We start from the raw sequence: 9,270 nt of genomic DNA on the forward strand, positions 1-9,270 counted from the left end.
TGGTCGAGAACAATAGCTCACGAGAATACTGCCGTTGCCGGTGTTCTTCGAAAACCTGATCAATCCACTCGGGGGCAATAGCCTGCTGCAGCGCCAGTTTGGCCATGACACTGGCAGGTGCTTTTTTTTCGAAACGCGCTAGAACTTCCGCCCACATCGTTTAGGTACCCCCTGAATGAATTTCAGGGGATTTTACAGAAGACCTTGAAAGGGCTGGCTTTTACAGCGGGTCACTTTTGGAAAAGAGCCCGGAATGCCGGCCCAGCCAAAAGTAACCAAAAGGGCTCTTGCCCCACCACTCGGCACCTCGCCTAGGCTCGGTGTGCCCGTAATCCGCCAGTGATTTGGGGGGGCGCCTAAGATCAAGATCAAAAGCAGAGCAAGAGCACGAGCGGCTCGCTTCGCATCGTGAGCTGGGCGAAAGTTAACAGTCAGAAATGAAGCGGGGTTACAACGGCGTCAACACATTCATCACCGTGTCCAGCGCCACCCGCGTGTCATCCAGTTGCACCAGCGACGCATGCCGCGCACCCAGGGCATCGCGGTTCTGGATCGCCGTGAGGATCGCTTTGTGCCGAGGCAGACTCAGGCCCTGGATATCCGGACGGCGGTTGGTGATGTTGATCGACTCGCGCAACGGCAGCGAGAGCATGTTGCACATATAGGCGAGCAGGTCGTTGCGGGTGGCGTCGGCAATCGCACGGTGGAAGTCCAGGTCGGCCTGCAACAGCTCCTCGTGGGTCTTGGCGGTTTCCATGCCTTGGTAGGCGTGTTCGATAGTGGCGATGTCTTCATCGGTGGCGGTGGTCGCGGCCATCGCGGCGATTTCCGGTTCGAGGATGCGGCGCACCCCGGCCAGGGTGTTGAAGAACTCGCTGTGGGGCGTGGACTGCATCAACCAGGACAGCACGTCCGGGTCGAGCAGGTGCCATTTCAAGCGTGGCCGCACCACCGCGCCCACCCGTGGCTTGGAATACACCAGGCCCTTGGCGCTGAGCACCCGCGTGGCTTCGCGCAATACCGAGCGGCTGACCTGGTATTCCTCGCACAGCGTAGCTTCCATGGGCAAGCGTTCTTCAGGCTTGAAACGACCGGAAACGATGTGCATGCCCAGATCCTGAACGATCTGGGCATGCTGGCTCTTGCGCGGCTTGGGCGGCTGGTGATCCATAACGACGGGCAGGCTCTGGCTTAGATTCGCCGCATCATAGCATCCCAATTAGTGGGAATGCCGTGGGACTTCTGCCCCGCGACAGCCCACCAGGAAGTCAAAGTCACAGCCTTGGTCGGCCTGCAGCACATGGTCGATGTACAGCTGGCGATAGCCGCCGACGATGAGGTTTTGTGCTGGGGGCAGGTCGGCCATGCGCGCTGCCAGCTCGGCGTCTGGAATGTCCAGGTGCAGGCGGCCATTGGCGCAATCGAGTTCGATCCAGTCACCTTCCTTCACTGTTGCCAACGGCCCGCCGGCAGCGGCTTCCGGGGCCACGTGCAACACCACGGTGCCGTAGGCGGTGCCGCTCATGCGCGCATCGGAAATGCGCACCATGTCCGTCACGCCCTGGGCCAGCAGCTTGGCCGGCAGGCCCATGTTGCCGACTTCGGCCATGCCGGGGTAACCCTTGGGGCCGCAGTTTTTCATGACCAGGATCGAGTTGGCATCCACGTCCAGCTCCGGGTCGTTGATGCGTGCCTTGTACATGTCGAAGTTCTCGAACACCACGGCGCGGCCACGGTGCTGCATCAGTTCGGGGCTCGCTGCCGAAGGCTTGAGCACCGCGCCCAGGGGCGCGAGGTTGCCACGCAGCACGCAGATGCCGCCGTCGGCGCGGATCGGGTTGTCCAGGGTGCGGATCACTTCGTCCTGGCCGTAGATCGGCGAATCCTGGGTGTTCTCGCCCAGGGACTTGCCGTTGACCGTCAAGGCGTTCGGGTGGGGGATCAGGTTGGCCTCACCCAGGCGACGCAGCACCGCGGGCAGGCCGCCGGCGTAGTAGAACTCTTCCATCAAGAAGCGCCCCGAGGGTTGCAGGTCGACGATGGTCGGCATACCGCGCCCGATGCGGGTCCAGTCATCCAGGTCCAACTCCACGCCGATGCGCCCGGCGATGGCTTTCAGGTGGATCACCGCGTTGGTCGAACCACCGATAGCTGCGTTTACGCGAATCGCGTTTTCAAACGCTTCTTTGGTGAGGATCTTCGACAGCTTCAAGTCTTCGCGCACCATCTCGACCGCACGCATACCGGACATATGCGCCAGCACATATCGCCGCGCATCCACCGCCGGAATCGCCGCGTTGTGGGGCAGGGACGTGCCCAGCGCCTCGGCCATGCAGGCCATGGTCGAGGCCGTGCCCATGGTGTTGCAGGTGCCCGCCGAGCGCGACATGCCGCCCTCGGCCGCGAGGAAATCATCCAGGGTGATGGTGCCGGCCTTGACCTGTTCGCTGAGCTGCCACACCACCGTCCCCGAGCCGATGTCCTGGCCCTTGTGCTTGCCGTTGAGCATCGGCCCGCCAGTGACCACGATGGCCGGCACATCACAACTGGCGGCGCCCATCAGCAGCGCTGGGGTGGTCTTGTCGCAGCCGGTGAGCAGTACCACGCCATCAATCGGATTACCGCGAATCGCTTCTTCCACATCCATGCTCGCCAGGTTGCGCGTGAGCATGGCGGTAGGGCGCAGGTTGGATTCGCCATTGGAAAACACCGGGAACTCCACCGGGAAGCCTCCGGCCTCGATCACGCCACGCTTGACGTGTTCGGCTATCTGACGGAAGTGCGCGTTGCACGGCGTCAGCTCCGACCAGGTGTTGCAGATGCCGATGATCGGCTTGCCATGGAACTGATGGTCGGCAATGCCTTGGTTCTTCATCCAGCTGCGGTACATGAAGCCGTTCTTGTCGGCAGTACCGAACCACTGGGCAGAGCGTAGGCCGGGCTTTTTGTCAGGCATGATCGATTCTCTTATTGTATGACTATATGGTCTATGCGTGCTTAAACATAAGCGCAAAATCGCCGCTTTGGAAGTGTTGTTTTGCAAATAGTCATACTATATAGTCGGTCTTAACTGAGGTATGGCCCTGGCGGATTTCGTCAGAGGCGTCCCCCGAGCTTCTATAAAAACAACAATCGGAGATCGACCCCATGAGCCAGGAACTGCGGCTTATTCGGCGCATCACGCTGAAACTGATTCCCTTCCTGATCCTGCTGTACCTGATCGCCTACGTGGACCGTTCCGCCGTAGGGTTCGCCAAGCTGCACATGGGCGCTGACGTGGGCATCGGCGACGCCGCCTATGGCCTCGGTGCCGGGTTGTTCTTCATTGGCTATTTCCTGTTCGAGATTCCCAGCAACCTGATGCTCGACCGCTTCGGCGCGCGGCGCTGGTTTGCGCGCATCATGATCACCTGGGGCGCCATCACCATCGGCATGGCGTTCGTGCAAGGGCCGCACAGCTTCTATGTGATGCGTTTTCTGCTGGGCGCGGCGGAGGCGGGGTTCTTTCCCGGCGTGCTGTACTACATCACCCAATGGTTCCCGGTGCGCCATCGCGGCAAGATCCTCGGGCTGTTCATCCTCTCCCAACCGATTGCAATGATGATCACAGGTCCAGTGTCCGGCGGTCTGCTCGGCATGGACGGCATTCTCGGCCTGCATGGCTGGCAGTGGCTGTTTATCGTGATCGGTACCCCGGCGATCCTGCTGACCTGGCCGGTGCTGCGTTACCTGCCGGACGGCCCCCAGAAGGTCAACTGGATGAGCGAGGAAGAAAAAGCCTGGCTCACCGGCGAGCTGCACAAAGATCTGCAAGCCTACGGCCAGACACGCCATGGCAACCCCTTGCATGCGCTCAAGGACAAGCGCGTGTTGTTGCTGGCGCTGTTCTACCTGCCGGTGACCCTGAGCATCTACGGCCTCGGCCTGTGGCTGCCGACCCTGATCAAGCAGTTTGGCGGCAGCGACCTTACCACCGGCTTCATCTCCGCCGTGCCCTATATCTTCGGCATCATCGGCCTGTTGATCATCCCGCGCAGTTCCGACCGTTTGAACGACCGTTACGGCCATCTCGCCGTGCTCTATGTGCTGGGCGCCATCGGCCTGTTCTGCAGCGCCTGGCTCACGGTGCCAGTGCTGCAAATGGCCGCGCTGTGCCTGGCGGCGTTTGCAATGTTTTCCTGCACCGCCGTGTTCTGGACCCTGCCGGGGCGCTTCTTTGCCGGCGCCAGTGCGGCGGCCGGTATTGCCTTGATCAACTCGGTGGGCAACCTCGGCGGCTATATCGGCCCGTTCGTGATCGGTGCGCTCAAGGAGTACACCGGCAACCTGGCCTCAGGCTTGTATTTCTTATCCGGTGTGATGGTGTTCGGGTTGCTGCTGACCCTCGTGGTCTACCGCTTGTTGGAACGCAAGCACGTGCTGCCCGTCGACCAATTCGCCGCCAGCGCCCGTGGCGCCACACGCACTTAAATCCAGGAGAACCTGCATGCGTTTAGTTCAGTTCGAGTTGAGCAACGGTGAGCGCCGCGTCGGCGTGGTAGAAGGCAACCAGGTACGCGAAGTGCGCGGCGCCCACAGCGTGCGTGAACTGGCGCTGGCCGCCATCGAAGCCGGCGGCAAGTTGCAGCAACAGGTGCAAGCCCTCGGCCTGGGCGCCAGCCATGACTACACCGCTTTGTTGGCGGACCACAAAATCCTGCCCCCGCTGGACCACCCCGACCCGGCCCACATGCTGATCAGCGGCACCGGCCTCACCCACCTGGGCAGTGCCTCGGCCCGCGACAAGATGCACCAGCAGGCCGGCGACGACAGCGCGATGACCGACACCATGCGCATCTTCAAATGGGGCGTGGAGGGCGGCAAACCAGGCGCCGGCCAGGCCGGTGTGCAACCGGAGTGGTTTTACAAAGGCGATGGCAGCATCGTCGTGCGCCCGGGCCAGGCCTTCCCGGTGCCGCCGTTTGCCGAAGATGCCGGCGAAGAACCAGAAATCGGTGGCCTCTATGTGATCGGGCATGACCGTAAGCCCTATCGCCTGGGTTTTGCGGTGGGCAACGAGTTCTCCGACCATGTGATGGAGCGCAAGAATTACCTGTACCTGGCCCATTCCAAGCTGCGCAGTTGCAGTTACGGCCCGGAGCTGCGCGTGGGCGAACTGCCCGAGCATCTGGCGGGCACCAGCCGCATCCTGCGCAACGGCGAGGTCATCTGGCAGAACGAATTCCTCAGTGGCGAGGCCAATATGTGCCACAGCCTGGAAAACCTCGAATACCACCACTTCAAATACAGCCAGTTCCTCAAGCCGGGTGATGTGCACATTCACTTCTTCGGCACCGCCACCTTGTCATTCGCCGACGGTATACGTACCCAGCCGGGCGATGTGTTCGAGATCAGCCAGGCTGAATTCGGCGCGCCGTTGATCAACGGTATCGGCAGCAGCGATGCGGCATTTGAACCCGGCCAAGTCACCCCCCTTTAAGGAGATCAACATGACCCCGTTCCTCGGCCACAACTACATCGGCGGCCAGCGCAGCGCCAACGGTAGCACTAAGCTGCAAAGCATCGACGCCACCACCGGCGAAGCCTTGCCCCAGGATTTCTACCAGGCCACCGCCCAGGAAGTGGACGCCGCCGCCCAGGCCGCGGCCCAGGCGTACCCGGCCTATCGCGCCTTGAGCGCCGCACGACGTGCGCAGTTTCTGGATGCGGTGGCCGATGAGCTGGACGCCTTGGGCGATGACTTCGTCGAACTGGTCTGCCGCGAAACCGCATTGCCGGCCGCACGCATCAAAGGCGAACGCGGGCGCACCAGCGGCCAGATGCGTTTGTTCGCCACCGTGCTGCGCCGCGGTGACTTCTACGGCGCGCGTATCGACAAGGCCCTGCCAGAGCGCCAGCCGTTGCCGCGCCCGGATCTGCGCCAATACCGCATCGGCCTCGGTCCGGTGGCGGTCTTTGGTGCCAGTAACTTCCCCCTGGCATTCTCCACCGCCGGCGGTGACACGGCGGCTGCATTGGCCGCCGGTTGCCCGGTGGTGTTCAAGGCCCACAGCGGCCACATGGCGACCGCCGAGCGCGTGGCCGATGCGATCATTCGTGCCGCCGAGGCCACCGAGATGCCGGCCGGCGTGTTCAACATGATTTTTGGCGGCGGCGTCGGTGAGGCGCTGGTCAAGCACCCGGCGATCCAGGCGGTTGGCTTTACCGGCTCACTCAAAGGCGGCCGCGCCCTATGCGACATGGCCGCGGCGCGCCCGCAACCGATCCCGGTGTTTGCCGAAATGTCGAGCATCAACCCGGTGATCGTGCTGCCCCAGGCGCTGCACGCCCGCGCCGAGAGCATCGCCCGCGACCTGACCGCCTCGGTGGTGCAAGGCTGCGGCCAGTTCTGCACCAACCCAGGTCTGGTGATCGGTATCGCTTCGCCTGCGTTCACCGCGTTCACTCAGCAGGTCGCGCAATTGATTGGCGAGCAACCGGCGCAAACCATGCTGAATGCCGGCACCCTGGGCAGCTACGGCAAGGGCCTGGAAAAACTCCGCTCTCACCCGGGCATCCAGCATCTGGCGGGCAGCGCGCAATCGGGCAACCAGGCGCAACCGCAGCTGTTCAAGGCGGATGTACGTCTGTTGATTGACGGCGACGAAGTGCTGCAAGAGGAAGTGTTCGGCCCCACCACGGTGTTCGTCGAAGTGGCCGACCAGGCCCAACTCAGCGCCGCCCTGCAGGGGCTGCACGGGCAGTTGACCGCCACGCTCATCGGCGAACCGACCGACCTGCACCAGTTCGCCGAACTCACGCCGCTGCTGGAACAGAAAGTCGGGCGCATCCTGCTCAACGGTTACCCCACTGGCGTGGAGGTGTGCGATTCCATGGTTCACGGCGGGCCGTACCCGGCGACTTCCGACGCCCGTGGCACCTCGGTCGGCACGCTGGCCATCGACCGTTTCCTGCGCCCGGTGTGCTTCCAGAACTACCCTGATAGCCTGCTGCCCGACGCGTTGAAAAACGCCAACCCCTTGCGTATTCAGCGCCTGGTAAATGGCACGCCATCGCGCGAATCGCTGTAACTGATCAGGAGGCTTCATGTCGTTGAGCGCAGTCACCCCGCACCGTGCCCGGTTGGGCGAAGGGCCGTTCTGGGATGTACCGACCCAGGCCCTGTATTGGGTGGATATCGCCGCCCGCCAGGCGCTGCGTCTGATGGGTGGGCAGTTGCAGGTGTGGCAATTGCCTGAGCACGTCTCGGCGTTCATCCCCTGTCAAAGCGGTGATGCGCTGGTGACCTTGAGCAGCGGCGTATATCGCCTGGACCTGGCCACCGAAGCCTTGACCCTGCTGTGCGTAGCCGACCCGCAAACGGGCAACCGCGGCAATGAAGCACGCTGCGATGCCCAGGGCCGGCTGTGGTTGGGCACCATGCAGAACAACATCGGCGAGCAGGGCGAAGACCTGCCGATTACCCGGCGCTCCGGTGGCCTGTTTCGCATCGATGCCGATGCGCGGGTCACGCCGTTGCTGGCGGGCCTGGGCATTCCCAACACCCTGCTCTGGAACGAGGAGGGCAGCCAGGTGCATTTCGGCGACAGCATGGACGGCACGCTCTATCAGCATTCGATCCAGGCTGACGGTCAACTCGGTGCCGCCCAGGCCTGGTTCGGGCCGCACACACGCGGCGGGCCGGATGGCTCGGCCATGGACGCCGACGGCTACATCTGGAATGCGCGCTGGGACGGCAGTTGCCTGCTGCGTCTGACGCCTTCAGGTGAGGTGGATCGCATTATCGAACTGCCGGTCAGCCGTCCCACCAGTTGCGTGTTCGGTGGGCCCGAGCTCACCACGCTGTACATCACCAGCGCGGCGAGTCCCTTGGATCACCCCCTTGATGGTGCGGTATTGGCCATTGAAGTCGATGTTCCTGGCAAGCCTTGCCATCGTTTCGCCGGTTAAACCCAAGACTTAAAAAAACAACAACAAGAGGTGTCGTTCATGAAAAAGGTTCTACGCGTTCTGGCTGCCGCTGTTGCGTTAAGCAGCCTCAGCAGCATCGTATCCGCTGAAGACGTGAAGATCGGCTTTCTGGTCAAGCAGGCCGAAGAGCCCTGGTTCCAGACGGAGTGGGCGTTTGCGGAAAAAGCCGCCCAGGACAAAGGCTTCAAACTCATCAAGATCGCGGTGCCCGACGGCGAGAAAACCCTCTCGGCCATCGACAGCCTGGCCGCCAACGGCGCCAAAGGCTTCGTGATCTGCCCGCCGGACGTGTCCCTGGGCCCTGCGATTGTCGCCAAGGCCAAGGTCAACGGTTTGAAAGTGATGGCCGTGGATGACCGCTTTGTCGATGCCAAGGGCAACTTCATGGAAGACGTGCCGTACCTGGGCATGGCCGCGTTTGAAGTCGGCCAGAAGCAAGGCGCCGCCATGGCCGCCGAAGCGAAAAAACGTGGTTGGGACTGGAAGGACACCTACGCGGTGATCAATACCTTCAACGAACTCGACACCGGCAAGAAACGCACCGACGGCTCGATCAAATCCCTGGAGGAAGCCGGGATTCCCAAGGACCACATCCTCACCGCCGCGCTCAAAACCCTCGACGTACCTGGCAGCATGGACGCCACCAACTCGGCCCTGGTCAAGCTGCCGAGTGGGGCGAAGAACCTGATCATCGGCGGCATGAACGACAACACCGTGCTCGGCGGCGTGCGTGCCACCGAAAGTGCCGGTTTCGCCGCAGCCAACGTGATCGGTATCGGCATCAATGGCACCGACGCCATCGGCGAATTGAAGAAAGCCAACAGCGGCTTCTTCGGCTCAATGCTGCCCAGCCCGCACATTGAAGGCTACAAAACCGCTGAGATGATGTACGAGTGGGTTACCCAAGGCACCGAGCCGCCGAAATACACGGCCATGGACGAAGTGACGCTGATCACCCGTGAAAACTTCCAGGCGGAACTGACCAAGATCGGGCTGTGGAAATGACCGCTGCGGCCCTGCGGTTTGACGGCATCGGCAAGACCTTTCCCGGGGTCAAGGCGCTGGACGGCATTTGCTTCACCGCCCACCCCGGGCAGGTGCACGCGTTGATGGGCGAGAACGGCGCAGGCAAGTCGACCCTGCTGAAGATCCTCGGCGGCGCCTACATTCCATCCAGCGGCACGGTGCAGATCGGCGCGCAGACCATGGCCTTCAAATGCGCCGCCGACAGCATCGCCAGCGGTGTGGCGGTGATTCACCAAGAGCTGCACCTGGTGCCGGAAATGAGCGTGGCCGAGA

Annotated in this window: 8 protein-coding genes; 6 read left to right on the forward strand and 2 right to left on the reverse strand. The window is 62.5% G+C overall.

Features of this window, described 5'->3' with window-relative positions:
* Nucleotides 1-448: 448 nt before the first annotated feature.
* Complete coding sequence (locus JMV15_RS27615; protein ID WP_003190551.1) at nucleotides 449-1,171, reverse strand: FadR/GntR family transcriptional regulator; 723 nt, start codon at nucleotides 1,169-1,171, stop codon at nucleotides 449-451.
* A gap of 48 nt (nucleotides 1,172-1,219) precedes the next feature.
* Nucleotides 1,220-2,956: an IlvD/Edd family dehydratase gene (locus JMV15_RS27620; RefSeq protein WP_019817288.1), complete on the reverse strand. Its 1,737-nt coding sequence runs from the start codon at nucleotides 2,954-2,956 to the stop codon at nucleotides 1,220-1,222.
* Between the two features lie 191 nt (nucleotides 2,957-3,147).
* Between JMV15_RS27620 and JMV15_RS27625 the strand changes: the two genes are divergently transcribed.
* The 6 genes from JMV15_RS27625 to JMV15_RS27650 form a co-directional block, all read left to right on the forward strand.
* Nucleotides 3,148-4,470 (forward strand): MFS transporter, encoded by a 1,323-nt coding sequence (locus JMV15_RS27625; protein ID WP_003190554.1) that lies wholly within the window; start codon nucleotides 3,148-3,150, stop codon nucleotides 4,468-4,470.
* Nucleotides 4,471-4,486: 16 nt separating this feature from the next.
* On the forward strand, nucleotides 4,487-5,479 hold the full coding sequence (araD1, locus tag JMV15_RS27630; RefSeq protein ID WP_014718070.1) for an AraD1 family protein: 993 nt from the start codon (nucleotides 4,487-4,489) through the stop codon (nucleotides 5,477-5,479).
* Nucleotides 5,480-5,489: 10 nt separating this feature from the next.
* Complete coding sequence (locus tag JMV15_RS27635; protein WP_020302091.1) at nucleotides 5,490-7,070, forward strand: aldehyde dehydrogenase (NADP(+)); 1,581 nt, start codon at nucleotides 5,490-5,492, stop codon at nucleotides 7,068-7,070.
* A 16-nt stretch (nucleotides 7,071-7,086) separates the two neighbouring features.
* Entirely contained in the window at nucleotides 7,087-7,950 is an 864-nt protein-coding gene (locus tag JMV15_RS27640) for an SMP-30/gluconolactonase/LRE family protein (protein WP_038449806.1), read from the forward strand.
* A gap of 39 nt (nucleotides 7,951-7,989) precedes the next feature.
* Nucleotides 7,990-8,976 carry a substrate-binding domain-containing protein gene (locus JMV15_RS27645; protein ID WP_038449809.1) on the forward strand — a complete coding sequence of 329 codons (987 nt, stop codon included), beginning with the start codon at nucleotides 7,990-7,992 and terminating at the stop codon, nucleotides 8,974-8,976.
* Nucleotides 8,973-9,270 (forward strand): ATP-binding cassette domain-containing protein (locus JMV15_RS27650; RefSeq protein ID WP_201491976.1); only part of this gene is annotated, 298 nt, incomplete at its 3' end. The genes JMV15_RS27645 and JMV15_RS27650, both read left to right, overlap by 4 nt.

Source organism: Pseudomonas paracarnis (genome assembly GCF_904063055.1).
Lineage (GTDB): Bacteria > Pseudomonadota > Gammaproteobacteria > Pseudomonadales > Pseudomonadaceae > Aquipseudomonas > Aquipseudomonas paracarnis.